A 26537-nucleotide genomic window follows, 5' to 3' on the forward strand; every position below is an offset into this window, starting at 1 on the left:
ATTCATTCGATCTTACAATAATAAAATGCAAAACCAACAAAGCCTAAAGCAATCAACAAACAATCATCAACTATATTCACCCATATTCAATCAAACACCAAAACCATAACAAGCCATTTCACAAATCAAAACTAAACTCAACATCGCAAAAACATTGCAACCAATAATCTAAAAAATCAAAACAAGCCAATAGATCAAATCAAAACCAACAAAGCCCAAAGCCAATTAACAAATAATCATCAACCTTAACAACTAAAACATCATGTCTATCTAACTACTACCCACCCGCGTGCGGGTGAAAAGGGACTGATGCAAGGTGCACGGAACGAAGGGAAAGAAATAAGGGAAATGGGACGACTTCTAGTGTTTGTGATTTTCAAACACGGGGTTCAATCAAAAGTGATTTTTGCGAAAGCAAAATATCTTACTGCTTTGGAGGGGCGGGAATCTTCATTCCTTCCTAATCCAAAAGATTCCCGCGGCTCCACCGGAGTCCCATTCCCTTATTCTTTCCCGGAGTGAATGTTGCCCAAGCAACTTCAGCCCTTTTCCCACCCACATCGCACCATTTGAAAGGATGACACCCATGACCAACAAAGATACATACCGTTTCCAGGTCAACCTGAGCGGCATGATTAACATTTTGTCCAATCACCTGTACAGCAACCCGCGCGTCTTCCTGCGCGAAGTTATGCAAAATGCGGTCGACGCCGTCACTGCCCGCAATCAACTGGAACCAGAGCATCAAGGGCAGATTCATATCGAACTGACTGGCGAATCTGTCGATCGTACGTTGATCATCGAGGATAACGGCATCGGTCTGACGGAAGAGGACATTCACGAATTTCTGGCACAGATCGGTCAATCGTCCAAGCGCGGCGAAGCAGCGTTTACTGGCGAAACGTCCTTTATCGGACGCTTTGGTATCGGATTGCTCTCTTGTTTTATGGTCAGCAATGAGATCGTCATGGTCACTCGTTCGGCAAAAGGCGGACCGACATTGGAATGGCGCGGTCAACCGGACGGCACCTACAGCATCCGCAAGCTGGATAGCGAGCTGTCGCCGGGAACGAAAGTCTATCTGCGCTGTAAACCCGGTAGCGAAATGTATTTTGAACCGGAATATTTGGCGGAAGGCTTGTACTACTACGGCGCGCTGTTACCGTACCCGATCACACTTCAGGACGGAACACAATCACGCATCATCAACGATAACCGTCCAACATGGCTGCATGAGCCGGAGCTGGCGCGCAGTCATCGTGAGGAGGTGCTGGCATTTGGCGAACGTCTGATGGGTGAGCGGTTCAAGGACTTTATCCCGCTGCGTACATCGTCAGGACGTACTGGTGGTATTGCGTTTGTATTGCCGCATGCGGTCAATCTGAACGCCAAGCGCTCGCATCAGGTGTATTTGAAATCGATGCTGGTCTCGGACAAAGCGGAAAATATTTTGCCAGACTGGGCGTTCTTCGTCAAATGTCTGATCTGGACAGACGAGCTTCAGCCAACGGCGTCGCGTGAACATTTTTATGAAGACGAGAAGCTGGAAAAGGTACGCGGCGAGCTAGGCGATTCCATCCGCAGTGAATTGATGCGCATGGCGGATTACGATCCAGATCGGTTGCAGCATATTATTCAACTGCATGTTCTGTCGATGAAAGCACTGGCGACAGAGGACGAGCAATTTTACCGGATTATTCACCGCTGGCTGCCATTTGAAACGACATACGGACGACGCACACTGGGCGAGATGCTCAAGGAGCATGATCAGCTGTATTTCACCCTGACGCTGGATGAATATCGGCAGATTACTCACGTCGCTGCTGCGCAGACGCTGCTAGTTGTGAATGGTGGTTATATTTACGATGCCGAGCTGATGGCGGCACTGCCACTAGTGAACGAGCAGGTGAATACCGAACGATTGTTACCAGAGGATGTATCGCTATCATTTACCGATCTGACGCCAGATGAACGTAGACAATATTATGAATTGACACGTACCGCCGATACGGCGCTGCAACGGTTCCGTTGTCAGATTCAATTGAAACGTTTCAAACCGTCCGAATTACCAGCGTTGTTCACGCTGTCCAAGGAATCGTCCGAGCTACGTTCACTGGAAGCGGCAAAAGAAGTGAGCACGGACGCGCTATCTTCGATTCTAGGTAGTCTTGGTTCTTCGATGGAGCAGTCGGCGTATTCGACGCTGTACTTGAATCTGGATAATCCGGTCGTTAACAAAATCTTCATGCCCGGCAATCAGTCGATGATGGTGGTAGCGGTGGAGATGCTGTATGTGAATGCGTTGATGATGGGACATTATCCAATGAATCGGCAGGAGCTGGCGGTATTGAATCAGGGCATTTTGCGATTTCTGGAGCTGGGGTTATCGGCAGGAGGGGCGCAAGGCGGTGAACTGCAATGAGTGATTATTTTGCAGATGCCGAATGTGGCGAATTATACGAGCAAGCCTGTGCGTTGCCGGACGGACGTGCCAAGATTGAGCTGTTGGAGCAGTCGGTTCGTATTGCCGACCGTCTCGGCGATGTTCGAGGCGCATATACGATACGCACAGAGCTAGTCGAGACGGCAGTGTTCAACGGCTATGCACTCAAAGCAATTACGCATTTCTCATGGCAGTTGGGACAATTCGACCGTGATCCGTCCGCATATTGGGAGCGTTCATTGCTATGGTCTTATAAATGGATTGTTTCCAACTCGCTGCACTTTCCGCAGATTAGCCGTCAACAATTGATGGAGCTGATGGAGGATATGCGGGATCGTTTTGTGCGTGCAGGATATACCAATCGTACGTATTATTCCAATCTGTTTACCTTTTATATCCATACTGGTGAATTTGAACTGGCGGACGAATATTACAACAAGGTACAGCAGATGGAGCGCGAAGACATTAGCGATTGTCATGCTTGCGACCGGAACGAAATTGTGGACTATCTGGCTGCCAGCGGACGTGACGAGGAAGCGTTAGAAGCGGCTGCTGATATTATAAAAGGCAAGCTGAGCTGTACCGAGATTCCTCATCTCACGTTAGCGACGGTACTGCTACCGCTGTACCGACTCGGGCGGCAGAAAGAAGCTGTCCGTTACCAGCGCAAAAATTATCCGATGATTCGCGATAACCGTGACTTCCTGCGCAGTATCGGTGAGCACATCGCCTATCTGACGTATGCTGATCCATTTCAAGGGCTGTCATTGTATGAGCAGCACGCTCAGTGGTCGCTCGATTGTGACAGCCCGCTGGATCGAATGTATTTTCATGCGTATGCAGCTGGATTATTTCGAGTGCTGGCACGGGAGACGGTGGCATTCCAGATCCGTTTACCGGAATCGTATCCGTATGCAGAAGACAGTACGGATGTACAATCGTTATCTCGTCATTTGCAGGAGATGGCGCTGGAATTGGCGGAGCAGTTTGATCGGCGCAATGGCACGCGTTATTACAGCGAGCTGATTGATCAACTGTCCCATCCACAGCCTGTACAAGGATAAGTGATAGAGGGGACTTTCTATACAGAAGTGATATCGTACAATTGCAGGGCAAGCAGATTCATTGAAATGTATATATGCGATCGTTATCACAGAATCATCGCATCAATCTCGTGTGCATTATACCAAGTATGTAATATACAACTATAGTCTTTACACTTCATACAATATCGAGCACGACTGGAGGAATAATAATGAGTATGGATACAGAGCGCAGCTATGATGATCTGATGATGGAGGCGTACGGATTGCCAAATGGGCGTGCCAAGCTGCAATTGCTGGAAGAAGCGGCACGTCTGGCAGATAGTGCGAACGACGTGGATGCAGGATATGGCATTCGTGAGGAAATCGTGGAAACGGCGACCTTTAGTGGGCATCCACGCACAGCACTTGTTGCTTTTTCATGGCAGCTCGGTCAGTTTGACAAGAACCCAGAAGAATATGATGAATTCACGCTGCTGTGGTCGTACAAATGGATTTTGGATAACCTGACCTGTTTTCCAGAAATCGAATTGGCACAGGTAGATCAGCTGCTTGAGGATATGAGACGCCGCTATCAGGAATACGGATACAGCGATCATATGTATTATTACTATCGGTTTACACTGGCACTACAATGCGGTGAGCTGGATCAGGCAGGGCAATATTTGGAGCAGATGCAACAGATGGAACGGGACGCCATGAGCGATTGCGAAGCCTGTATCCAAAATGAATTTGTAGAGTACTGGGTACGTCAGGGCGACGATGAGAATGTATTGAAACTGGCAGAGCCAATTGTCAAAGGTGAAATGAACTGCGCCGAAATTCCGCATCTGACGTTACCTAAACTGCTACTGCCCTTGTACCGTCAGGGCCAAAAAGCAGAAGCTGATCGTTATCAGAAAAAGGACTATAAGCTGATCAAGGATAATACCGATTTCCTGCGTTCTATCGGCGAGCATATTGGATATCTGACCATTACCGATCCGTTCAAAGGATTGGAGCTATTTCAGCAGCATGCCGCTTGGACGGATGTGCACGAAGCTCCGCTGGATGTGATGCTATTTCATAGCTATGCTGCCGGACTGTTCCATCGTCTGCAACAGGAAGATGTTCAGTTTCATATCAAATTGCCTGCTTCCTATCCAAATCCTGAGCATGCAACGGATGTCGCCCGATTGGCACAGCACTACAGTGAACGTGCGCTGGATGTAGCACGCCGTCTGGATCGCCGTAACGGCAACAATTACTATGTAACGTATACCAATAGCCTGATGAACCCGGTTATCAACTAGATTTACAATAAAACGTAGAGTTATAACTAAAAAGCCATCTGATATCCGCCGAGGACTTGTTTCACAACAAATCTGAACGGATGCAGATGGCTTTTCTTCACCTGAATATTTACAAGGCCTATAGTCGCTGTCAGACAGAACCTGATAACAGGAAACTTGCATCACATATTTGTAGATCACTAGAAGCGGAGTCGTTCCTCACTTATGATGAGCAAGCAATGCGACTATTATCTGCCGTCCAGAAAATTACCCAGTCCGCCGAGAATGCTGCCTTCCTCGCGTGTGCGTCCGCTGCCTTTACTGGCGGCGAGAATGCGATCCGCCATCCGGTTAAATGGAAGCGATTGTACCCACACTTTACCTGGACCGCGCAGCGTAGCGAAGAATAATCCTTCGCCGCCGAACAGAGCCGATTTTACACCACGTACCATTTCGATATTGTAGTCAATGCCTGCTGTCATCGCGACCAGACAGCCAGTATCAAGGCGAAGCACCTCACCAGCATGCAGCGTCTTCTCTACTACATGACCACCAGAATGCACAAAGGCTTTACCGTCGCCTTCTAGCTTTTGCATAATAAAGCCTTCACCGCCGAAGAATCCGGCACCTAGACGACGCTGGAATTCGATGCCAATCGATACGTCCTTGGCTGCACAGAGGAAGGCGTCCTTTTGACAGATTACTTTGCCGCCGTACTGCACCAGATCGAGCGGGATAATCTTGCCCGGATAGGGAGCAGCAAACGTTACACGTTGCTTCGGTGCATGACCAGCATGTGTGAACACGGTCATAAACAGACTTTCCCCAGTTAGTACACGCTTGCCTGCACCCATCAATTTACCGAATAATCCGTTTCCTTGTCCGTTACCGTTGCTGCCATCTCCGAAGATCGTCTCCATCTGAATCTCCTGATCCATCATCATAAAGCTTCCCGCTTCGGCAATTACACTTTCACCCTGATCAAGTTCAATCTCGACACACTGCATTTCCTCGCCCAAAATCTCATAATCAATCTCATGTGCTGCCATGGTAGTGCCTCCCGTTGTGGTTAGAATGTAAAGCTGTTATGCACGGTTATAAGCAGGATAACGATCTGGCGTTGCAGGTTATAGAGCAAATGATATACCTATTTTAGCATAATGGCACCAAGTGAGCAGGTGGCGGAAGACGCATACGTGATACGAATGATGTGTCATAATAGGATTGTAGATAATAGGTTCATGTATAAGTCCAAGTATTTAAAATAGATAGATAGAGAGGGAGGCAATGAAGATGATGAAGTCGCCATATGAAGATCAACTGAATCGTCTGGCAAAACAGCAGCAAGAATTGATACATATTCATTCGTTATATGATTATTATTTTCCTATTGTGATCGCAGTAGATGAGCAATTATGGATTCATGAATATGATAAAGAATATCAACACTATCAATTGACTCGACTTTTGTCAGATCACATTGGTATACCAGATGGGTGTCTCGCAGCATTTCCGTTAAAAGAGTTGAATGGGCATATGAGTGCAGTGCTAACTCCTGTTGTTTTTACAGAAATGAAAAATACTATATTTTTATATCATGAGTTTGTGCATTGTTACATGTATGAGTATACGAGGCATAATATTTATCGCAATCAATTGGCATTATGCATAAGAGCAGAATCAGAAGGATGTATAGACTGGGAAATAAGTTACGATTTCCCATATGAACAACCCTTTTTTGTGTCAAAAATGACAGTATTGTTGAAAGCGCTGAGAAGAAAAGATTGGCAAGAGATTTGTACAATCCGTACAGAGCTTATGAAATGTTTGTCCGAAGAACAAAGAGATTATTGGCTATGGTTAGAATGGAACGAAGGATACGCGCGTTACATCGAAAATTTGATTCGTTCGTACTATAAAATGGAACAAAATAATGAAGGATCAAACCAACCATATGATCGGTTAACCTTTTATTATAGTGGAGAACTTTACATTCGATTACTTATCGAACAGTATCCTGAGTGGCACGAGGATATGGACAAAATATACCTTTATGTTCAAGAACAACGTCAATATGTAGAGGAGGAATATCATGCTCGAATTGACTCAGCACTGGATACAACGAATCACAGTGGGCGAAAGTGAGTATGATATTGAGCTGGCTTCGATGATGAGTGCCATTATCGATTATGGCGATGATCATGATGCGCGGGCGATGTATCATTTCTGGTCGGCGCAGCGGCAGCAACATGTGCAGGTGCATGCTTGTCTGGAACCTATGATGCGATTAGGCGATACCGAGTTGGGCAGGGAGTTATATCGGCATATTTTCCGTGATGGAATCTTGAAGGATGATATGCCTGCGGAACTGCTGCATGTGATCGGTTATCTCGGTGTGGATGAAGCGCTGGATCGATTGGTACATTATGCATTGGCGCCACAGGCGGATTGGCAGCAGCAACAGGCAGCATGTCTTGGACTACTGCATTTACCGTTGCCGCATCTGGATTTGCCGAAGCCGTATGCTATACGGATGATAGCGGCATTGGAGCATATCTGGGGACAATCGCTGTTTCATGAATTTCTACCAGCACTTAGCTGTAAGCTGGGCATGTCTGGCGGTGCAGAAGGGTTGGAGCAATGGGGCGAACAGACCGCATCAACAGACTGTAATGCAGGGTTGATTCTCGGCATCGCCATGTACGGTTCATCGCAACAAGACAGGCTACGCCGCATTTTTTGGAATCCGATCTGGGAGGCTGATAATACGGGTACAGGCACATGTGTATGGACGTATCTCGCACTGGGGCATGTTGGCATATCGCTAACAGTATTGATCGACGATCTGAAGCAGGCATTGTCTCAGGAACAGAACGAGATCATTATACGCCATCAGGCAAGTGCATTATGTCGTATGCTAAATCTCAAGCTAGACTATCGTCATCAGCCAATCCGCTGGCTCAATCGCAATACCGATTCGCTGACAGAGCTATATCGCTTGCTGTATGGTTGGAGCAGTGCGCATAAGGATGATTCAGTAAGCGGGTTATTGGCTGCGCATCCAGCGCTGGGGTCATTTTATATGGATGAATACGAGACGTTAAGGCAGCGAATGGAGCTGGCTGTACAATACGAGGTGAATGCTGATCTGCTAGCTTCGGGGCTGCGTAAGAAGCATCGCAAGTAAGCATGTCAAAAGCGTCCAACACTCATCTATCTATCGTATAGATCATGCTGAACGCCGTTGTTCCTATCATATCATTCGTGCGAATGTCGTTCGTGATCGGTACGTGTTTGTTTATAATTCTGACTGCTTGCCATTCTTATCGCGCTGTTCACCGGCAACCCGCCAGCGACTACGGAACGTTTCCATTCGTGGATGCAGATGATCCGGTTGACGGGTCAGCACCAGACTGATTTTGGTAATCCATTCTTCAAATGTGGCAAAGGACGCAAACCGATTTGCCATCTCTGGCGTCATCAGCAAGAAATATGGCGATGAATAATGATCCATACATGTGCGAATCGCGGCTTCGATCGGCGTATATTTTTTGCGTTTGCCATCCCAGCCTTCGACAAGAATCGACTTGCGCCCGCTATCCAGCTTCCATTCCTGCAATCGCTGCTCTCGCTTGTAAAAAGGAGCCACCTGCTCGTTGGATATGCGGCGGACGGTCTGCTCATGCAGCGGATACAGCACAAGCTTGGCAAAGCGCATTTGCTCCGCTACGATAGCCGCCTGTTCCAATGCAGCATCCGTAATATCGTTGAAGTCATCGTAATAAATGAGTGTGCCGCGAACATTACTCTGCGGCGGTTCATACCCGTAGGGAACCTGTTGATTGGATGAAGCCATGATCTGATTCTCCTTTCAAAATAAAGCCGGGTGCTATGAGGTCATTCGTATTCTTATTGTACCTGTTTGCAATTCGCGCTGTATAGCTGTTCAGCGTTTCCTGCAATTCGCCAAGTGATATCCAGTCATATAAGGGAGGTTGTCCATCAGTATGAGTTTAGAAATGCACTATAGTATTCAACCGATTACAGAGCTGCCCAATGACCTATTGTTGGAGCTAGTTCCATTCAGCGAACAGGAAGGTTATCGCCATATCCGACGTCTATATGATGACTATGTATCCGGCAGCAATACGTTTTCGCTGCCGGGTGAAATCTTGTATGGAGCGTACGCCGATCAACGATTAATCGGCATCTGTGGATTGAATCGCGATCCGCATGCCGGGCAGGATGGCGTTGGCAGGGTACGACGCATGTATGTGCATCCGCAATTTCGCCGCTATGGTATTGGTGGCGCATTGCTGGCGCCTATCATGGAGCACGCAAGGCAACATTATCGGCTATTGGTATTGTATACGCCGGATGTAGCTGCCGGAATGTTTTACGAATCGCTTGGTTTCCAACGTACCGAGGATACTACTCAATGGAATTATATGATGTTACTGTAAGGTGGCTTCAATCTGGCATGACTCATAATGAAGCGGCTCGCTGGAATTGCTGGCATCCGCGATAGATCGATCGATAGATCTTGAGCAGGCACGTCATACGTTAACTGAGTTGCCAGAAATTCCAGACTTACACGCATAACATCAATAGTCAGCCATTCCCCGGCACAGCGGTGGTCATTGCGGTGATCTCCGCCACCTTGTGGGATAAGATCGAATGGACTGCCATCCCAATCTGCAAAACGAGCGGGATTGAATTGATTCGGCTCTTGCCATAGCTGCGGATCATGAGTCGTGCCGTACACATCCAGGATGACCATCGTTCCCTGTGGGAAATGATAGCCGTTCCATTCAAAATCCTTTTTTACCTGTGCACCGAGAATCGGCGTAAATGGATACAATCGGCGCACTTCCTGTACAAACCACTGGCTGTATGTCCGATCCGCTTCTGTTTGAAACGAAGTAATCAGACGTTCACGCGCCTCTGGATAATCGTGTAAAGCCAGTGCGCTGAATACGACATATCGCCCAATCGCAACAATCGGACGAATAATATTGATTAGCTCAACGGCTGCGGTTGAAACGTCAAGTAGCTGATCTTCTGTATCCCGGTGCCACGACATCGCATACGCAGCGGTTTGCTCCGGTACATCTACACGACCTTCGCGAATCAGCCCGATCAATTCGCTAACCCATTGCTCGGTATGTCGACGCGCCTGCTTGCCTTCCTGATAGCGACTACCTAGTCCACCGAATGATTCGACCATCTGTCCCAGCTCATCGGAGATAAGCTTCACATCCTGTTCGCGCAATGGCACACCTGCCCATTGACAGGCAGCACGACACATCACCTGCTGCGCTTCGTCGAATAGCTCCAGCTGGACTGTACTTTCCCAGCGAAGTGCCGCCGCTTGCCATTGTCGTTTAACGATACCAGCGATTTCACCAAGTCGTTCCGGTGTCATTAGCGACATGAATAGCTGCTTGCGATGCAGATGTGCCTTACCATCAAGCGTCTGTACCCCTTTTTCGCCAAACAATGATTTCTGAATCCGCTTGGGGATAGCCCCGCCGCGTTGGAACAGATCATTATTGTAAAATAACTCCGCGCCTTCACGTCCACCAAGACAGATTGCCGTCTGACCAAGCAGTCGTGTCTGGAAAATATTACTTTGTAACTCCTGTCTACGATGTAGTGCAAATTCATACCCTTCTGTCAGCAACGGAATGCTGCCTTCCATCGTTTTATCCTTAGGAATTTTTAAATGGGTCATCATCAGGTCCCCTTCGCTCATATGATATACTGGTAAAGCCATACTGGAATTCATTACCTCTAATCCCAGCCGGTATAACAGCTTCCATATGATTTATGGAAAAGGAGGGAATTGACGTTGCATTTTCAGATTTTCAATCTAGTGATCACCTTGTTGATCGTTCTAGTGCCTAGTGTAATCTTGATCTGGTGTGCGGTGCTATGGATTCCGGTGGCGATTCGAGCTAAAAAGGCACTGGATCTATACATTGTCGACAAAGAGAAGCAGATGAATCAGGATCATTTATAGAAGTACAGGCGATATACATAGTCTTTGCTCATGCACATACCTATTTCCATCATACAATCTCTCCGATCTTCGGTGGATGCCAAATGCCAGACGCAACGATAGAACACCATATGCAGGGGGGAGCAACACGCATGGCGATCACATTCAAATATAGTGCACCGTATAGTCTGGGAGCCGAGCTGCACATCATTAACTCCAATCCATTCTACAACCAGATCACCAAAGGCAAACAACAGCTGGAACAAACGGAATTGGAGCAGGAGGTGGCAGAAGCTTCTGAGCTAGGTGCCGAGCGTTACGTTATTCTGCTGGATGCAGACATCGTCGGGATTGTGGAATTTCTGCCACTGAATCCATATGATGATTGCTCTTGGCTCGGTCTGTTTATGATGGAATCGTCAAGGCAACGCAGTGGTCTTGGTGGTGAGGCATTAGAAGCTTTTGAACAGCAGCTTCGTCAGCGCGGAATCGGTATGCTTCGATTGGCTGTCGTCGTCGACAATGAGCCTGCGCATGCGTTCTGGAAAAAGCATCATTTTCAATACGTGCGATCAACGACAACACCTGCTCAGCTGGATGTGATCATCTATGAAAAGCAGCTTCAAGCGCAAGTGCAGTAAGCGCAGTAGTCCCTTTTCCAAATAGGTAACTATACAGTTCGCTTGTAGGTAGTCATTCACAGTATAGAGACATTCAATACACACTTTACATCCTATTAATAATTACTATATTATTTTACAAACTTAGCGATTGACACCATGTACCTTGCCCCTTAAAATTTGTTTAAACCGTAAGGTTTACTCATTCATTTAAGGGAGGGACCCTCATGCTGCAAACCATTCAAAAAGTGTTCGAATGGCTGTTTGTCCACCGTAACGGCGTTTATCAATTTGGTGACGTGTACTGTGAAGACAGTGGCTTTATCGTCTATGTCCCTAGAGAAGAGCAATGATCCTTACAACCAACGACTAACTCAATCGATGAGCTGCAATGCGGAAGCTTCGTGCTTCACATTGCAGCTTTTGTTTATGCTGACATTCCAGTTATAATGAATAGGATTACATGATTCTGTGCGATAAGTGTGCGTGTACAGAATGACCATGGCAATGCACTATATTTTACTGCTGAAAGGATATATGACTATGGCACAATTGCAAAAAGCAACCTTCGCAGGCGGCTGTTTCTGGTGCATGGTAACTCCGTTCGAGGAGCAGCCCGGCATTCACGGCATCGTCTCTGGCTATACTGCTGGACATGTGAAGAATCCAACGTATGAACAGGTGAAGACTGGCAATACTGGACATTATGAAGTGGTAGAGATTACCTTTGATCCTGAGTTGTTCCCGTATGAGCGTCTGTTGGAGCTGTACTGGCCGCAGATCGACCCAACCGATGATGGCGGGCAATTCCACGACCGGGGTACGCAGTATCGGACAGCGATCTTCTACCATAATGAGCAACAGCAGGAGCAGGCATTGCAGAGCAAAGCCGAAGTGGCAGCCAGCGGACGCTTTGACGGCAAACCAGTAGTGACTGAAATTTTGCCAGCAGACGTCTTTTACCCGGCGGAAGAATATCATCAGGATTATCACAAAAAGAACAAAAAGCATTACAAGGAAGATCGCGAAAAGTCAGGTCGTGACGAGTTCATCGCCGAGCATTGGCAGCAATCCTGATCTCTCTATGAACTTCATATCTCAAGCATGTCCCCCAAGATCCAGGCGGAATTTGTTCTGCCTGGATTATTGTTTGTATGGCATGGAACAGTACATCTTCAATTTTCAGGAAAATATACCGTTAACTATAATGGGGTATCAATACAAGAGAGAAAAGGATGAGGGGTAATGGCTCTACGCAATCCAGTATTATACGGAAATGGATTCAATCGTCCATCGGATCGACATTACGATCAATCGATGACACTCGCAGGAGCGGCGGGCAAAGCGCTTGTACTTACTGTTTTACTTGTAGCATCAGCAATATTTACATGGTACTTATTTAACAAAGGGGAAGACGTGATTACATTTCTGAAAGTTGGCTCTATCGGCTCACTGCTGATCGCTCTGCCGACCATCTTCTTTCCAAAAATCTCGCCAGTCACGGCACCGCTGTATGTCATCTTGAATGGCTTGATGCTGGGTGCAGTGTCAGCGGTGATGGAGTACTTTTATCCGGGCATCGTACTGAATGCGATTCTGATTACGTTATGTCTGCTAATGGTCACACTGTTTCTATATGCAACTCGGATAATCCGCGTTACACCGGGATTGGTGTCAGCGATTGGCATTAGTACACTGGCGATTGCACTGACGTATCTGGTCGATTTTGTACTTAGCTTTTTCGGTATGAGCGTGCCGTATATTCATGATACCGGCTGGGTTGGTATCGGGATTAGCATCTTTGTCGTGATTGTGGCAACAGCGAATCTGCTGATCGACTTTAGTAATATTGAGCAATATGCCAACGAAGGTCGTCCAAAGTACATGGAATGGTACGGCGCGTTTGGACTGATGGTAACGATTATCTGGATGTACATCGAGATTCTGCGCCTGCTGTCCAAGCTGGCGGCGAGCCGGAACTGATCTGTCATATCGTCATATGTTCAGTGTGCGATTATGAGATCGTAAACGAAGCGTTACACAAATTAGATACCCCATAAGAGATAAAAAAAGAAACGCCGCCTTCTGTATATTTGCAGACTGGTGGCGTTTTGTCGTTGCACAAAGATCAGGCACCTTTCCGAACGTATCATACAAATGAAACGAAAAGACTGGTTGCTTGCATCATCTTTCGGTATAGTTAGTTTCATGAAAAAAAGGAGGAATACCTATGATACTCGAAGTCGCTATTCTCAACGTCATTCCCGGTCAGAGCGACAGCTTTGAACAAAGCTTCAAACAAGCAGAACTGATTATTTCCAGTATGAACGGCTATGTCTCCCATGAATTGCAGCGTTGTATGGAAGTGGACAATCAGTACATTCTGCTCGTACGCTGGGCAACGCTGGAAGATCATACGGAAGGCTTCCGCGGCTCTGCACAATATCAGGAGTGGAAAAAGCTGCTACACCACTATTACGATCCGTTCCCGGTTGTTCATCATTATGAAGTTGTATAGCCTGCAATACTATAAGTAACATCTTATGCCGAGGAGGAACTACATATGATTACCATTCAACAGGTTACTAGCCGTGATGCGGGTCTGCGTCAATTGATCAGCGAGCTGGACGACGATCTGTTCCAGCGTTATCCGGCAGAGCAGGTGCATCGGCTGGATCTGGATCATCCTGATATGGAGCAGGTGACATTCGTCGTTGCGTATCTGGATGCAGCCCCGGTCGGCTGTGGTGCCATTCGCAGGCTGGACGATCAGTATACCGAGCTGAAGCGCTTCTACGTGCAATCGTCTCATCGACGCAAAGGCATTGCTGGACAGCTGCTGACAGCGCTGGAACAGCGTGCAGGTGAGCAAGGGCATAGCGGAATTCGGCTGGAAACCGGAGCAGCGCAGCCGGAAGCACTCGCCTTTTATGAGCGCAATGGATATATTGCTATTGAGCGTTTTGGAGAATATGTTTACGATGCAAGCAGTCTTTGTTACGAAAAGTCCATTTGATGGACGATAATTAAGCTACCAACGATTCCAACAATATGCTGGCAAGCTAATCATGTATAATATTTCGATTCATGGAGAGGAAGGTATCTATGCCATTTATTACGATCAAAGTATTGGAAGGCAGATCAGTTGAGCAGAAACGCGAGCTGGTACAGAAGATGTCTGATCTCGTATCCGACGTATTGGAACTGGACAAAGAGAAAATTTTCATCTTTTTTGAAGACCTTCCACAACACAACTACGGCAGAAACGGTGAATTGTTTTCTGATTCCATTGCTGCCAAACAACAAGATGACTCGCAGGATAAGTAAATAAATAAGATGCAGCAATAAGAGCCGACTGTATGTATATGCAGTCGGTTCTACGTATAGTAGCGTTTACTATCAGAATATGGAGGGATGGATACTATGTGGGGAGTGGAGCATTACTGGTTGTTTGTGCTGTCTAGCATTTTGCTTAATATTACGCCGGGTAGCGATACGATCTATATTTTGAGTCGCAGTGTATTCCAAGGACGTCAGGCAGGGTTGATGTCTGTTTATGGCATTATCGCCGGATCGATGGTGCATACTCTGCTGGCAGGTTTGGGATTGTCACTGATTCTGATGCAATCGGCGCTGGCATTCAATCTAGTCAAATGGCTCGGTGCCGCCTATCTGATCTGGCTGGGTATTCGTTCCATCATGACACGTCAGGAAGCTGCCGCCAAGATGGAGCATGCGCCGCGTTTACCGCTGCGTAATGTCTTTTTTCAGGGGATGCTGACCAATGTGCTGAATCCGAAGGTGGCGCTATTTTATCTGGCGTTTATTCCGCAATTCGTCGATCCGGGTCAGAGCATGGGACCGCTACCGTTTCTGCTGCTGGGTCTGACATTTAGCGCGACTGGATTGAGCTGGTGTCTGCTGCTTGTCTTCTTTTCCAGCAAAATGGCAGGGCGTCTACAATCCAGCAAAGTATCGCGTTATATGAACAAAATTACTGGTAGCATCTTTGTCGTGCTTGGACTGAATCTGCTACGTACTTCGCGTAGTTTGTAAAGTTGCACTGTAGTGTGAATCACAACAATGATATGAAACGTCAAAGAGGTGCCTGTTTGCAATCTGACAGGCACCTCTTATGATTGATTGGTATGATTTATTGGGCTTCTGGAAAAGACACTGCCGGTACATGACGCTCCAGCCAGTGGATCAGATCGGCGGTCACTTCATCCCGATTAATATCGTTCAGCGTCTCATGCCGCCCACCCGGATATAGCTTCAGCTCTACATCGTTGATATGCAAACGGCGATAATGCTCATACAGTTTTCGTACGCCTTTGCCATATAATCCGACTGGATCACGATCTCCGCTGAAAATGTACACCGGTTTGTCCTGTGGAATACAGTTCATACATTCCGGTCGATGAATTTCCATGAGCAAATGAAAGAAATGCACATAAAAGCGCACGCTGACTGGTTTGGCACAATACGGGTCGTTCACATACAGCGACACTTCATCCGGGTCGCGAGATAGCCAGTCAAACCGCGTGACCAGTGGCTTGGGGAGTCCCCGATTGTAAGGACCGAATACAAGCGCATGCAGCAGTAGACTGCGATGCAACGGTCCTTTGAACCGTTGTTGCCAAGCAGCAATGCGCATCCCGGCAGACAATAATCCACGCGGACCATTGGAGCCAGACAGCAGGAAGCCGCTGTACAGTTGCGGCTGTTCATACATTAACTTTTGTACGACAAACGATCCCATGCTATGACCGAACAGAAATAACGGCACACCTGCATGCTGCTCAGCAATATGCTGCGAGAGCTGTGCCATATTTTGCGCCATCCAATAAAAGCCGTCCTCACCCGGATCACCTAGCTCATCCAGTGAAGGCGCAGTTAATCCATGCCCGCGATGATCGTTCGCATACACCGCAAACCCACGCTCCGTCAACGCTTCCGCCAGTCGCACATACCGCCGCGCTGTCTCCGACATCCCATGCGACAGCTGTACAATCCCGTTTAGCGACTGTCCAGCGCTCCAACCATCTGGCAGCCATTCATATACATGCACCGCAATGCCCTGCGGATCGATCATGCGAAATGTTCGTTCTTGCATGTCCGTTTCTTCCTTTCGTTATTTATAAATGTGAGATTTATTCATCGTAATATTGCTCTACCAACTCTTTATCGTATAGATCCAGCAGCAATGTAATAACTGGTGTATCATCAATTAAATCCTGATCAAATAAATGCTCAAAACGAAATCGTTCTTTGTACCAATGCCATACATCCTTGATCGCATCCAGAACGATATATCGCTCATTAAATTGTACAGCCATATGTAAAATCGTATGCATTATTTCTGTACCATATCCATTACCCTGAAATGGCTTGGCAATCGCCAACCTCGCAATATCTAGAATCTGCTTATCTTTATCTGGATTAATATTAGGCAACAAAGATGATAGTGCAGTATGGCGCAAAGTATAGTAGCCAATCAACTTATTTTACAAATAAATGAGTGTAGTACTAGATTCTCTCTCAATATGAGAAGGATATGACTCTTGATTTAAAAAATAATCCATGGACGAGTTGCCGCATGTAAATGCTCTTATGTCAGGCAAGTCATCTATGGATATCGTTTTATATATCAAATTCATTTGATTACTGCTTAGGATGAGCGAGTTTTTCATAATACTCCTTTGCTTTCTTTGCTGCATGTTCGCGCATGAATGTTTCGTTTTTTTGGGAGCGTTCTATAAAACGTTCGGCATCTTTTCCTTGTAATATGGGTCTTTTTCGGATACCTACAGCCATAATCGACTCCTCCTTTCCTATCGTTTCTTTTGTCCATTTTACCATAAAAATGTAGCATGAATAGTAATAAGATACGTGATCAAAGAATTCAAATTGACGAACAATCCACGGACTGCTAAATTAGGTATAATCTTGTGATGGAGGCGGTCTGGTTATGAATTTTGTATTTTTCTCTCCACATTTTCCCGGCAGCAGCAGTGAATTTGCCATTCGGCTGCATCAGGAAGGCGCGACAGTGCTCGGCATTGGCGACGCTTCGTATGAAAGTCTACACCCGCGGTTGCGGGAAGCGCTGACAGAATACTACCGTATCGATAGCATGGAGAATCAGGACGACATCCTGCGGGCAGTTGGATTTTTCATACATAAATACGGCAAAATCCACCGCTTTGAATCTATGAATGAATACTGGCTCGAAAGCGATGCGCAGATGCGTACCGACTTTAATATCGACGGCACTAAAGCCGACTTTGTCGATAACCTTAAACAGAAATCGAAAATGAAAGACTTTTTCCAGAAAAGCGGTGTAGATACAGTACGCTTTCTCAAAAATCCAGACCGCGATAGCGCGGCAGCATTTATCAAGCAAAATGGGTTCCCTGTCGTCGTAAAGCCTGATCTCGGTTCAGGAGCGAGCATGACCTACAAGCTCAGTAATCAGGAAGAATTAGATTATTTCTTCCATACTTCCCCGGATGATACTGAATTTATTATGGAAGAATTTGTGGACGGCATCATTCTCACGTATGACGGGCTGATTGACCGTGACGGTATTGTTCGTTTTCAGGCAAGTCACCGATTTGAACAAAGTATTATGAAAGTGGTTAGCGATGATGATCATCTGCGGTATTTCTGCTTACAAACGGTTGACCCGGACGTGGAAGCGGCAGGGCGCAGCATTTTGCAGGCATTTGATATCAAAGAACGGTTTTTCCATATTGAGTTGTTTAAATCCAACAAGGATGGACGGCTGATCGCGCTAGAAGTGAATATGCGTCCACCGGGCGCTTGGATGACCGATGCCATCAACTATTCATATAATGTCGATATTTACTCGCGCTGGGCACAGATGGTTGTGCATGGTGGCAACGGCGAACCGCCGGAAGGGCAATATTATACCGGTTATGCCAGCCGCAAGGATTGGAAGCATTACGTGCATTCGCATGATGATATTGTGTGGGAGTTGGGCGATGCGCTTGTGCGCTACGATGAGATTGAAGAGATTTTCAGCCGGGCAAGTGGCAACCGTGCGTATCAGTTCCGAGCGGATTCACTGGAGCGTATACGCGAGATTGCCGATTATATTCAAGCAGAGCACCGTTAGGACTCCATAGCTGGATCATACACGGACAATACAATACGTACGCAAGAACAGATAAGCAAACAGGGCAATAGCCCATGTTACAGAGCAGCAGAAGGGCGGAAAGCGTGGATATGGTAACTGTACAATACCGAAAAGAATACAGCTCGGCGCTTGGCCGCGAGATGGAATATAAAGTGTATGGCAACCGGGGGAAGCCGATGCTGGTGTTTCCAACGTCGCTTGGACGCTTTTACCAGTACGAAGATTCCGGCATGATTCAGGAGTTATCCCCTTGGATTGATGCTGGTAAATTGCAAGTATGGGCATGTGACAGTATTGATGAGGAGACATTCTTTTCGCTGCATTGGAATGTAGAGGATCGCATCAATCGGCATGAGCAATACAACGCGTATATTATCAATGAATTGATTCCGCACATTTTATGGGAAAGTCAGCACAACAACAACGGACATGAGCAAAAGATTCTGATTAGCGGCTGTTCCATGGGTGCTTATTACAGTGGTAATTTCTTTTTCCGCCATCCGCATTTTTTTGATACATTGCTGGCACAAAGCGGTGTGTATTCGGTTCAACATTTCTTTGGCGATCATCGTCATGGAGCGTCTTATTACAACTCCCCGCTTGATTATTTGCCGGGATTGTACGACGAGCATCTGTTGAACCAATACCGTAACAGTCGTATCATTCTTTGCTGTGGACAAGGCGCATGGGAAGACGAGATGCGTTATGAGACGGATCGTTTGCACCAGATACTACAACAGAAGCATATTCCTGCTCGTGTAGAATTTTGGGGACACGATGTAGATCATGATTGGCATTGGTGGAGAAAGCAACTCCGATATTATATGAGCAGTTTGATGTAGACAACTGAAAAGTATCTCCACACCATTTAAACGCACAACGCACAACGCACAACGCACAACGCACAACGCACAACGCACAACGCACAACGCACAACGCACAACGCACAACGCACAACGCACAACGCACAACGCCACATGAAAAAGCCTGCCTCGTAAATGTTGCACATCGAGGCAGGCTTTTTGTTATACAGATCATTCATTTCTTTTGTTTATATTCGTCATGGGTCATGCACAATTGGATTGGTGATCTGCTCCCATCCATGATCGACCAGAACTGAAACTAGCGCTCAGAACCAAGGCGCATCAATCCAAATTCAACATCATCCTATGGCAAATACGAACGGATCACGGTAAAGTTACCGTCCAGCGAATACTCACCCAGATTTGCAGGAAGCAGGAAGCATTGACCGCCTTGCAGCTCTGTTGTATCGCCATTCCAAGATAATGTACCTTCACCATCTGCAATGACAAGAATCGTAAAGCTTTCCGGTGTCGTAGACAATGCCCATTCGCCGTCAACTACGCCTTTTTCCACGATAAAATAAGGAGAAGTCGCCAGCGTCAGCCACTCGCCTGCTGCCAGACCATCCGTCTTCATCGTTGTGGCACCAGCGCCTTCGTAGGCGATCACATTTAGCGAATCCTCGATATGCAACTCACGCGGCTTGCCGTCCAGACCCGGACGATCGTAATCGTATAAACGGTAGGTCGTATCGGAGTTTTGCTGAATTTCGGCGACAAGTACACCTGCACACAGCGCATGCACCGTACCTGCCGGAATGTAAAAAGTATCACCAGCCTGAACCGGTACTTCTTGCAGATCATCTGTAATGCGATTTTCGGCAATCGAAGCTGCCAACGATTCGCGGGTAACGCCTTCGTTTAGACCATAGATGATTTTGGCATCCGGTTTGGCATCCAGCACGTACCACATTTCTGTTTTGCCCAGCTCGCCTTGCGGCAGACCTTCATAATCGTCGGTTGGATGCACCTGTACAGACAGATCGTCATTGCAGTCTAGTAGCTTGATCAGCAGTGGGAAGCGACCGTTTGTTTCGGATACGCCTTTGCTGCCGAACCAGTCGCGTCCGAGCTTCTCACGCAATTGATCCAGTCCCCAGCCATCCAGCTCGCCGCCGATAACAGATGTGGTGCCGTTCGGATGATCTGCGATCATCCAGCCTTCACCGATTGCACCTTCCGGGATGTTCCAGCCAAATTGCTCCAGTGCGCGTCCACCCCAGACACGTTCCTTGAATTCCGGTTGAAATTGTAGCGGGTATGGCTTCGTCATAATATCTCTCCTCCACTTGGATAATAGCCGCACTATGTATAACTGTTCCTTGCGGACAGCCTGTATCTCTGGCAAATGCGGCAAATGCCTGTACTCATCTTAACGTGCTGACTGGAAAAACTCCAGACGCTCGCCATCCGGTCCACTGAAAAAGAAATAGCGGCTTCCGTTTGGCAATGTCGTAATTTCAGCATCCAGCTCACTCACTTGCAACCCTTGGATACGTTCAAATTCCACGTCCACATCATCCACCGCAAAAGCGACATGATGCACCTGACCTTCAGCAGGCAATTTGTCTGCGTACCCTTGAATCAACTCTAGCTCGGTATCGGTATGACCCGGAAAAGCGAGAAACGCCAGTTGAATCTGTTCGTTGATATGCCCGGTCGTTTCCAGATGCTTCAGACCGATCACCTGCTCATAAAAGTCGATAGATTGCTGGATCGATGATACCATAATGCCTACATGCTCGATTTTGCGTACTGCCATAAATGGATACACTCCTTTTTCTGCATGGAATGAACAGCATAATCTATATTCATAATGCTGATGGATCACCTGATTGATAGCCAAAAGATGCCGTCTGCATATGCAGCAGCATCTCGATTATAGCAGTAACACAGTTTAAAGCGCAAAAGCAGCATAGACATCATTAGCATGGATTGTCCGTTGTTGGCTACGTATCAGCTTTTTTCTCTATTGCAATCAGATACGGCGCATCCTGCCGTTGTAACTGACGGTAAATGATACATTGTGCCAGTGAAACAGGCAGTGAGGACGCCCATTGCTGTACCATCTCTGCTTCCACAGCACCACCATCATGACCCGGATACAGCATAATCGTCAAAATACCACGCGGAGCCAGTAGAGACAGCGACACATCCAGCGCAGGCAGAGTAGAGGAGGGCAGTGTAATAATAGAATGATCTCCAGTTGGCAAATACCCTAGATTGAACATGATTGCCCGCAGCTTACCATGCAGCTCCTGTGGAATATGCTGCTGCATCAGATCATGACTGGACAGCACAGGAATGACCTGTGCCAGCGCTTCGTCTGAATACTTGTCTAGACGCTCCATTGTACGATCCAGCGCTTCCTGTTGAATATCAAAGCTGAATACTTTACCTTTTGCTCCTACAGCACGCGCCAGCATGAGCGTATCTGCACCCGTCCCAGCAGTTGCGTCCACTACGGCAGCGCTTGATACATGTTCCAGTCGTTCAAGGATCAATTTGTGAGCAAAGCTCAATACAGAAACGAATCCCATCTACGTCGCCCTCCAGTACTTGCCCTGCCAAGTGTCACGACGCTTCAGTTCAGCGTCAAACCCATTTAACACTTCCCATTTTTTCATACTCCATAGCGGACCGATCAGGAGATCACGCGGCGCATCACCAGTCAGCCGATGGACAATCATTTCTGGCGGCAGAAATTCCAGTGTATCGACGATTAACTTGATATACTCATCCTGTTCCAGAAAGCGCAGTAATCCGGCTTCATACTGTTTCACCATTGGCGTTTTGCGCATGAGATGCAATAGATGAATCTTGATTCCTTGTACATCCATTTGTGCTACAGCACGTCCGGTATCCAGCATCATCTCGTGACTTTCCTGCGGCAATCCGTAAATGATATGCGTGCAGACACGAATGCCGCGTGCGCGTAGCTTATGCACGGCTTCTTCATAACAGGCAGTATCATGCGCCCGATTGATTAGCGTAGAGGTGGATTCATGAATACTTTGCAGCCCCATTTCTACCCACAGATACGTGCGCTCATTAAGCTCTGCCAAATAATCAACCACATCGTCAGGCAGACAATCCGGTCGTGTAGCAATCGATAAACCGACTACCCCCGGTTGCTGCAAAATCACTTCGTAATATTCGCGCAATTCTTCCACTGGCGCATATGTATTCGTATACGCCTGAAAATAACCGATATATTGAGCATCCGGCCACTTCTGATGCTGCCGATCCCGAATCGTATTGAACTGCGTTACCAGATCGTCACGTCGTCGTCCGGCAAAATCACCCGATCCGCGTGCACTACAAAATGTGCAGCCACCAGTAGCGATACTGCCGTCACGATTCGGGCATGTGAATCCCGCATCAAGCATAACCTTGAATACTTTCGTGCCGAATTGTTCACGCATTTCTGTATTCCATGTATGAAATCGTTTATCTCCCCATAACAGAGGTTGTTGAACCGTGTGCATACGTTCCATGCTGAAACTCCTTTTCGATGCCCAAACGAGAACACGATACATGTTCGTTCTGCATTTCTTATCCTCGATTGTAGCAAAATCATTGCCCTATGAAAATGAATTACCGCATGGCGATTCAACTTTTACGGGAAAGGGTAATACCATGTTGCTGACTTTTGCAGTCACCATTCATAGGATTTGCTAGATGATTTGCTTTTATGTGCAAAAATGAGTAGACTATGAATGCTCAAAATTTGTTGGACCCCAATTCCAAATATAGAGAAAAGGATTTTTTGCATCATCTTTTCATGATGCCAGAAGTCCTTTTTTCCTTTTTAGGCTTTACAATTACGGATTTCTTCGTCAAAATAATTTCGTACAACATATCTATTGAGAGTAACGTGACAACGTTATTGAAAATCGGAGGAACAAGATGCGTTTAAGAGGCAGAAAAGGGATTCGCGAGGATCTGGAGCAGCAACAGGATCTGGTCGTACTGAATCCTGAGGAATTCAAAGGCAAATGGCGTGAGCGTTTTAACAATGATTATCCGATTCATGTCGAATTCGGCATGGGCAAGGGACGTTTTGTGAGCCAGATGAGTGTACGCAACCGCGAGGTTAACTATATCGGATTTGATATGTACGACGAACTGGTACGTCGTGCAGCAGAGAAGACTCGTATTGCTTGGAATGAAGCAGAATTGGGCAATCCGACCAGCATCCAGCTGGCACTGGCGAATATCGAGAATATCGAAGACATTTTTGAGCCTGGTGAGATTGAGCGAGTGTACCTGAATTTCAGCGATCCATGGCCTAAGAAAAAGCATGGTCGTCGTCGTTTGACACATCCACGCTTTTTGGAAAAATACTGTCGTTTGCTGAATGATCAAGGTCAGATTCATTTCAAAACCGATTCGGAGACATTGTTTGAGTTCTCGCTCAATTCATTTGCTGATTACGGTCTGCAAATGACCAATCTGAGTCTGAATCTGCACCGTGACGGAATTAACGAAGAGCATGTGATGACAGAGTACGAAGCCAAGTTTATGGGCAAAGGCATGCGCATTCATCGCTGCGAAGTCATCATCGGTGAGCAAGCGTTGGTGCAATACAACAAAACCCGCTTGGATCAATATTAAGATTCATACTGTAATATGAAACGTATATGCACAGCAAAAAGGTCTTAACCGTGATTAGGTTAAGACCTTACTTTGTTCAGCCATATCCATAATGCTACGCGCACATTCCGTTGGATTGTAGCGGTCGATTTGTTCCAGCTTGAGCTGACGCTGAGTCATAATCGCTTCATAGTCGTGAACGAGCAGATCCATCCACTGAGCAACGACATCAAGCGATGTAATCGGTTCGCCCCAACCTTGTTCTGTAAAGTACTGTGAATTCTGCTCTTCCTGTCCGGGAAGTGGATTGTAAAATAGCATCGGAATCGCTTTGGCAAGTCCTTCTGTGCATGTCATGCCACCTGGCTTCGTTACGAGCAGATCAGACACTTCCATTAATTTATCGATTTCTTTCGTATACTGGATTAAATGAATGTTGTCATGATGGAATCGCCTGTCCTGTGCTGCGCGTTCATATGCTTTGGTATTGCTGCCAAAGCAGAAGATCAGTTGCGCATAATCAGCATAACGTGCCAAGTATGTACTGACCACACTATCACTCATTCCCCAGCCGCCGCCCATAACCATCACTGTCGGCATATCCTTCAAACCAAAGCGGCAACGAATTTCCGCTTTACTAGGGTGTTCCCAGAAGTTCGGATGCACTGGAATACCAGTAACCATAATACGTGAACTGGGAATGCCACGCATTTGAAGTTTGGAGCGTACGCCTTCCGTAGAAACCAGATAACGGTCTACTTCGGGATTGACCCATGTGCCATGCGCATCATAGTCCGTAATGACCATACAAAGCGGTACATCCAATCCCAGCCGTTTTAGCCGGGCGATGACTGCACCAGGAATTGGATGGGTACAGACGATCACGTCTGGACGCAGCTGGCGGATCACATTTTGTGTATGGGTATAAAAGATACGGTGAAGCGCCAGTGTCGCCAGACGGTTAATCGAGCGTTTGTACTGCGTTCTGTACATCATCCGTATCAGTTTTGGCTGCGAGACAATTGTTTTTTTGTAAGCGGTGATAATGAGTGGCGCTACTTTGGGATTGAGGAAACTGCCAAGCTCCAGTACACGGGTCTGGATATTGGGCGAGATTTTACGTAAGCTGCTCGACAATGCGTAAGCAGCCTGTGTATGACCTGAACCAAAACCTTCCGATAGAAGCAGCACTCTGTATTTTGTCACGTTCATTTCACCTTTTCTGCAAGGTATTCTCTACATAGATTTGTGCCATGATGTGTAGATATCCCTGATGCCCATTCTGTAATATACCTGTAACATTATTACCGTAATGTTACAATAACCCCTTTACGGCCATAATGCAACTGTACCGAAGGCTACACCTGAACCGATCAATGCACCGACCAGCACATCAGAAGGATAATGCAGACCGAGATACATTCTGGATATCCCAACGAGTAAGGCAATCGGTAATAACCAAGCCATCGTAGTAATATCAGTTAGCATGAACGGAACCGTAACCGAGAAGATAGCTGTCGTATGTCCGGATGGAAAAGAATGATCCGTCAGCGGATTGCGAAAGGTGATCGTTTCCGGTATCGCCAGATAAGGACGTATACGCGGATACAGCTTTTTGGCGATAGCGACAGGTATATGACTGATTGCTAGCGCAATCGCCGCTTGTAGCCCGGCAAGACTCCAAGGTTGCGGAGCAAGTAGCCAGATAGCCAGCGTCGCAATAATCGTAAATGTAGCTCCGCCTAGATTCGTTAAATAATAAAAGAACAGATTCAAAAACTGGTTATGAAGCCGTGTATTGAAAAATCGGAAAATATATTGCTCCATAACTTGTAAGCGGATTAGAAACTGACGCATGAGAGACCCCCGTATACATTGCCATTTTTGGGCTTAAATTAATCATATTTTTATTCTTTAACCATTTCAAGCATTATAACGTTAACATTCGGTTAAATTGATCGTCTATTATTTGCATGTTGTCGTTTTGCATCATATTAGACATTCCAATCGGACAGGTGACTGCCTTTGCTTAAACTTACCCGTTCCGTCTGCAACTCATTCATCGATACACCTAGTATAATGAACGCAGTGTGCAAAAGACATGTTGCAACAAGCGATCATCCTTCCTTCAATGTTCATCAAAATGACTGATTCAATCGAAAATAATGCGTTTATAGATTGGCAGACTAGAGAAAGAACGGATGACATTCTTATTTTAGATCCACATTGCAGGCGATCTGAGAAGATTGAACCCATTTTTCATATGTAAAAATGAGACTAAAGATTTAGAAAGCGAGCAAAATGGAGCAATTTGGAGCTAAAACGATTTTTATTATCATTCTGCAACATTCTCGTAATATATTACGTATATATTACAGAGAATTTCGCGAATTAGTGAAAAATGTCGCTTTGACAAAAAAACAAAAAGTGTGCAAAATCTTAATGTCCGCATCGGAATGAGGTTAAACAGGAACAATTTGCGGAAAGCTGAATCTTTCAGTCATAATGAATCAGGATGTAAAAGGCAGAGAAAATCAC

At 46.4% G+C, this 26537-nt stretch carries 30 protein-coding genes; 18 read left to right on the forward strand and 12 right to left on the reverse strand.

From position 1 onward, the window contains the following. Nucleotides 1–586 precede the first annotated feature (586 nt). The 3 genes from ACE3MZ_RS06580 (at nucleotide 587) to ACE3MZ_RS06590 (ending at nucleotide 4778) form a co-directional block, all read left to right on the forward strand. Nucleotides 587–2422 carry an HSP90 family protein gene (locus ACE3MZ_RS06580; RefSeq protein ID WP_411345664.1) on the forward strand — a complete coding sequence of 612 codons (1836 nt, stop codon included), beginning with the start codon at nucleotides 587–589 and terminating at the stop codon, nucleotides 2420–2422. Beyond that, the gene (locus ACE3MZ_RS06585) at nucleotides 2419–3507 is read left to right on the forward strand and encodes a hypothetical protein (RefSeq protein ID WP_411345665.1); all 1089 of its coding nucleotides are present in this window, start codon (nucleotides 2419–2421) and stop codon (nucleotides 3505–3507) included. Before ACE3MZ_RS06580 ends, ACE3MZ_RS06585 begins: the two co-directional genes overlap by 4 nt. A gap of 191 nt (nucleotides 3508–3698) precedes the next feature. Next, a complete protein-coding gene (locus ACE3MZ_RS06590) occupies nucleotides 3699–4778 on the forward strand; it encodes a hypothetical protein (RefSeq protein ID WP_411345666.1) in 1080 nt (359 codons plus the stop codon). 227 nt (nucleotides 4779–5005) lie between these two features. Here the strand turns inward: ACE3MZ_RS06590 and ACE3MZ_RS06595 are convergent, their stop codons facing one another. Next, entirely contained in the window at nucleotides 5006–5806 is an 801-nt protein-coding gene (locus ACE3MZ_RS06595) for a TIGR00266 family protein (RefSeq protein WP_411345667.1), read from the reverse strand. 244 nt (nucleotides 5807–6050) lie between these two features. Here ACE3MZ_RS06595 and ACE3MZ_RS06600 point away from each other — a divergent pair, with 244 nt between their 5' ends. Both ACE3MZ_RS06600 and ACE3MZ_RS06605 read left to right on the forward strand, forming a co-directional pair. After that, nucleotides 6051–6902, forward strand: coding sequence for a hypothetical protein (locus tag ACE3MZ_RS06600; RefSeq protein WP_411345668.1), 852 nt, complete (start codon nucleotides 6051–6053; stop codon nucleotides 6900–6902). Beyond that, the gene (locus ACE3MZ_RS06605; protein ID WP_411345669.1) at nucleotides 6850–7944 is read left to right on the forward strand and encodes a hypothetical protein; all 1095 of its coding nucleotides are present in this window, start codon (nucleotides 6850–6852) and stop codon (nucleotides 7942–7944) included. Before ACE3MZ_RS06600 ends, ACE3MZ_RS06605 begins: the two co-directional genes overlap by 53 nt. 111 nt (nucleotides 7945–8055) lie before the next feature. Here ACE3MZ_RS06605 and ACE3MZ_RS06610 read toward each other — a convergent pair whose 3' ends face one another. After that, nucleotides 8056–8613 carry a hypothetical protein gene (locus tag ACE3MZ_RS06610; protein ID WP_411345670.1) on the reverse strand — a complete coding sequence of 186 codons (558 nt, stop codon included), beginning with the start codon at nucleotides 8611–8613 and terminating at the stop codon, nucleotides 8056–8058. Nucleotides 8614–8764: 151 nt separating this feature from the next. On the opposite strand from ACE3MZ_RS06610, the gene ACE3MZ_RS06615 reads away from it, so the two are divergent. After that, a complete protein-coding gene (locus tag ACE3MZ_RS06615; RefSeq protein WP_411345671.1) occupies nucleotides 8765–9220 on the forward strand; it encodes a GNAT family N-acetyltransferase in 456 nt (151 codons plus the stop codon). Here ACE3MZ_RS06615 and ACE3MZ_RS06620 read toward each other — a convergent pair. Beyond that, on the reverse strand, nucleotides 9202–10494 hold the full coding sequence (locus tag ACE3MZ_RS06620) for a cytochrome P450 (RefSeq protein WP_411345672.1): 1293 nt from the start codon (nucleotides 10492–10494) through the stop codon (nucleotides 9202–9204). The genes ACE3MZ_RS06615 and ACE3MZ_RS06620 overlap by 19 nt on opposite strands. 114 nt (nucleotides 10495–10608) lie before the next feature. Between ACE3MZ_RS06620 and ACE3MZ_RS06625 the strand changes: the two genes are divergently transcribed. The 9 genes from ACE3MZ_RS06625 to ACE3MZ_RS06665 all read left to right on the forward strand — a co-directional run bounded on the left by ACE3MZ_RS06625 (nucleotide 10609) and on the right by ACE3MZ_RS06665 (nucleotide 15434). After that, nucleotides 10609–10779 (forward strand): hypothetical protein, encoded by a 171-nt coding sequence (locus tag ACE3MZ_RS06625; RefSeq protein WP_411345673.1) that lies wholly within the window; start codon nucleotides 10609–10611, stop codon nucleotides 10777–10779. Nucleotides 10780–10910: 131 nt separating this feature from the next. Beyond that, nucleotides 10911–11399, forward strand: a complete 489-nt coding sequence (locus ACE3MZ_RS06630; protein ID WP_411345674.1) for a GNAT family N-acetyltransferase — start codon at nucleotides 10911–10913, stop codon at nucleotides 11397–11399. A gap of 206 nt (nucleotides 11400–11605) precedes the next feature. Then, a complete protein-coding gene (locus ACE3MZ_RS06635) occupies nucleotides 11606–11731 on the forward strand; it encodes a hypothetical protein (protein ID WP_367055096.1) in 126 nt (41 codons plus the stop codon). A 199-nt stretch (nucleotides 11732–11930) separates the two neighbouring features. Continuing rightward, nucleotides 11931–12455, forward strand: a complete 525-nt coding sequence (gene msrA / locus ACE3MZ_RS06640) for a peptide-methionine (S)-S-oxide reductase MsrA (protein WP_411346719.1) — start codon at nucleotides 11931–11933, stop codon at nucleotides 12453–12455. 168 nt (nucleotides 12456–12623) lie between these two features. Further along, nucleotides 12624–13361: a Bax inhibitor-1/YccA family protein gene (locus ACE3MZ_RS06645; RefSeq protein ID WP_411345675.1), complete on the forward strand. Its 738-nt coding sequence runs from the start codon at nucleotides 12624–12626 to the stop codon at nucleotides 13359–13361. A gap of 247 nt (nucleotides 13362–13608) precedes the next feature. Beyond that, nucleotides 13609–13896 carry an antibiotic biosynthesis monooxygenase family protein gene (locus ACE3MZ_RS06650; protein ID WP_411345676.1) on the forward strand — a complete coding sequence of 96 codons (288 nt, stop codon included), beginning with the start codon at nucleotides 13609–13611 and terminating at the stop codon, nucleotides 13894–13896. 45 nt (nucleotides 13897–13941) lie between these two features. Next, nucleotides 13942–14394 (forward strand): GNAT family N-acetyltransferase, encoded by a 453-nt coding sequence (locus ACE3MZ_RS06655; protein ID WP_411345677.1) that lies wholly within the window; start codon nucleotides 13942–13944, stop codon nucleotides 14392–14394. A gap of 71 nt (nucleotides 14395–14465) precedes the next feature. Next, the gene (locus ACE3MZ_RS06660; protein WP_411345678.1) at nucleotides 14466–14705 is read left to right on the forward strand and encodes a tautomerase family protein; all 240 of its coding nucleotides are present in this window, start codon (nucleotides 14466–14468) and stop codon (nucleotides 14703–14705) included. 87 nt (nucleotides 14706–14792) lie between these two features. Next, the gene (locus ACE3MZ_RS06665) at nucleotides 14793–15434 is read left to right on the forward strand and encodes a LysE family translocator (RefSeq protein WP_411345679.1); all 642 of its coding nucleotides are present in this window, start codon (nucleotides 14793–14795) and stop codon (nucleotides 15432–15434) included. A gap of 97 nt (nucleotides 15435–15531) precedes the next feature. On the opposite strand, the gene ACE3MZ_RS06670 is transcribed toward ACE3MZ_RS06665, so the two are convergent. The 3 genes from ACE3MZ_RS06670 to ACE3MZ_RS06680 all read right to left on the reverse strand — a co-directional run bounded on the left by ACE3MZ_RS06670 (nucleotide 15532) and on the right by ACE3MZ_RS06680 (nucleotide 17195). After that, nucleotides 15532–16494 (reverse strand): alpha/beta hydrolase, encoded by a 963-nt coding sequence (locus ACE3MZ_RS06670; protein WP_411345680.1) that lies wholly within the window; start codon nucleotides 16492–16494, stop codon nucleotides 15532–15534. A gap of 37 nt (nucleotides 16495–16531) precedes the next feature. Next, nucleotides 16532–16879 (reverse strand): GNAT family N-acetyltransferase, encoded by a 348-nt coding sequence (locus tag ACE3MZ_RS06675; protein WP_411345681.1) that lies wholly within the window; start codon nucleotides 16877–16879, stop codon nucleotides 16532–16534. A gap of 163 nt (nucleotides 16880–17042) precedes the next feature. Further along, nucleotides 17043–17195 carry a hypothetical protein gene (locus ACE3MZ_RS06680; protein ID WP_411345682.1) on the reverse strand — a complete coding sequence of 51 codons (153 nt, stop codon included), beginning with the start codon at nucleotides 17193–17195 and terminating at the stop codon, nucleotides 17043–17045. 154 nt (nucleotides 17196–17349) lie between these two features. Here ACE3MZ_RS06680 and ACE3MZ_RS06685 point away from each other — a divergent pair, with 154 nt between their 5' ends. Both ACE3MZ_RS06685 and ACE3MZ_RS06690 read left to right on the forward strand, forming a co-directional pair. After that, nucleotides 17350–18519: an acetyl-CoA carboxylase biotin carboxylase subunit family protein gene (locus ACE3MZ_RS06685; RefSeq protein WP_411345683.1), complete on the forward strand. Its 1170-nt coding sequence runs from the start codon at nucleotides 17350–17352 to the stop codon at nucleotides 18517–18519. Between the two features lie 110 nt (nucleotides 18520–18629). Next, on the forward strand, nucleotides 18630–19382 hold the full coding sequence (locus ACE3MZ_RS06690; protein WP_411346720.1) for an esterase family protein: 753 nt from the start codon (nucleotides 18630–18632) through the stop codon (nucleotides 19380–19382). 325 nt (nucleotides 19383–19707) lie between these two features. Here ACE3MZ_RS06690 and ACE3MZ_RS06695 read toward each other — a convergent pair whose 3' ends face one another. The 4 genes from ACE3MZ_RS06695 to ACE3MZ_RS06710 all read right to left on the reverse strand — a co-directional run bounded on the left by ACE3MZ_RS06695 (nucleotide 19708) and on the right by ACE3MZ_RS06710 (nucleotide 22891). Next, the gene (locus tag ACE3MZ_RS06695) at nucleotides 19708–20676 is read right to left on the reverse strand and encodes a type I phosphomannose isomerase catalytic subunit (RefSeq protein ID WP_411345684.1); all 969 of its coding nucleotides are present in this window, start codon (nucleotides 20674–20676) and stop codon (nucleotides 19708–19710) included. A gap of 99 nt (nucleotides 20677–20775) precedes the next feature. Then, nucleotides 20776–21165 carry a VOC family protein gene (locus ACE3MZ_RS06700; protein ID WP_411345685.1) on the reverse strand — a complete coding sequence of 130 codons (390 nt, stop codon included), beginning with the start codon at nucleotides 21163–21165 and terminating at the stop codon, nucleotides 20776–20778. Nucleotides 21166–21352: 187 nt separating this feature from the next. Further along, the gene (locus ACE3MZ_RS06705) at nucleotides 21353–21943 is read right to left on the reverse strand and encodes a class I SAM-dependent methyltransferase (protein ID WP_411345686.1); all 591 of its coding nucleotides are present in this window, start codon (nucleotides 21941–21943) and stop codon (nucleotides 21353–21355) included. Further along, nucleotides 21944–22891, reverse strand: a complete 948-nt coding sequence (locus ACE3MZ_RS06710) for a TIGR01212 family radical SAM protein (RefSeq protein WP_411346721.1) — start codon at nucleotides 22889–22891, stop codon at nucleotides 21944–21946. A gap of 421 nt (nucleotides 22892–23312) precedes the next feature. Here ACE3MZ_RS06710 and trmB point away from each other — a divergent pair, with 421 nt between their 5' ends. Then, a complete protein-coding gene (gene trmB, locus ACE3MZ_RS06715) occupies nucleotides 23313–24020 on the forward strand; it encodes a tRNA (guanosine(46)-N7)-methyltransferase TrmB (RefSeq protein ID WP_411345687.1) in 708 nt (235 codons plus the stop codon). A gap of 54 nt (nucleotides 24021–24074) precedes the next feature. Here the strand turns inward: trmB and ACE3MZ_RS06720 are convergent, their stop codons facing one another. Beyond that, nucleotides 24075–25205, reverse strand: coding sequence for an MGDG synthase family glycosyltransferase (locus ACE3MZ_RS06720; protein WP_411345688.1), 1131 nt, complete (start codon nucleotides 25203–25205; stop codon nucleotides 24075–24077). 123 nt (nucleotides 25206–25328) lie between these two features. After that, nucleotides 25329–25856 (reverse strand): phosphatase PAP2 family protein, encoded by a 528-nt coding sequence (locus ACE3MZ_RS06725; RefSeq protein ID WP_411345689.1) that lies wholly within the window; start codon nucleotides 25854–25856, stop codon nucleotides 25329–25331. Between the last annotated feature and the right edge of the window lie 681 nt (nucleotides 25857–26537).

Source organism: Paenibacillus sp. WLX1005, assembly GCF_046603685.1.
Taxonomy (GTDB): domain Bacteria; phylum Bacillota; class Bacilli; order Paenibacillales; family Paenibacillaceae; genus Saccharibacillus.